This is a genomic window from Paracraurococcus lichenis (genome assembly GCF_030657435.1).
Lineage (GTDB): Bacteria > Pseudomonadota > Alphaproteobacteria > Acetobacterales > Acetobacteraceae > Paracraurococcus > Paracraurococcus lichenis.
In genome coordinates, this window is record NZ_JAUTWS010000423.1 from 1 (window position 1) to 611 (window position 611).

The 611-nt window shown below is 65.6% G+C and carries 1 protein-coding gene; it reads left to right on the forward strand.

Features of this window, described 5'->3' with window-relative positions; translation table 11 throughout:
• Positions 1 to 352: 352 nt before the first annotated feature.
• Entirely contained in the window at positions 353 to 610 is a 258-nt protein-coding gene (locus Q7A36_RS40620; protein ID WP_305109462.1) for a nitroreductase family protein, read from the forward strand.
• Position 611: the final 1 nt, after the last annotated feature.

Consider the following 611-nt stretch of genomic DNA (forward strand, 5'->3'; position numbering starts at 1 on the left):
CACTCAGCCTTCGCAATGTGCAGACTGGCCCTTCTGCACAGGCGCCGCCGCAACAGAGCCAGTTTCGCGCATTGCGGCGGTGCGGTTTTTAACCATGACGATCGGAGGACCACAGCTAACAAAGACGTTATAACGCATGCCGGAGAATGGAATTCTCCGCCAGAAACTGGATTGCAGCCGAACATTTCTCCGGTTGAGGGTCTGCATGCACTTTGATGGTGTGGGCGCCCCGGACGGCATCGATGTGCCAAGGTGGACGTGTTGAGCAACCACCAGGGGAGGCGTCCGCACCATCAAAATGACTTCGGGCCGTTTCACTTGGCACTTCGTTTTCGTCGCGGGCGAGGCCCGCGTGGCCTTCGGAGGCGTGCTCGCCGCCTCGCTCGCCGCCCGCGCCTCCGGCACGCCGCCCGAGCGGCTCGCGGCCGAGCGCACCAAGCCCTTGCGCACGCTGCTGCTGATCGCCGCCAGCGCGGCGCTCCGCCACGACCACCCCGGCGTGCCGGCCTGGGAGCAAGAGGCCGCCGCCGCCGCGGGCACCACGAATTTTCTCAACGCCCTCTACACGCTCGGCTTCGGGTGCGCTTGGCTGTCCTCCGGCGCGCCTTAAT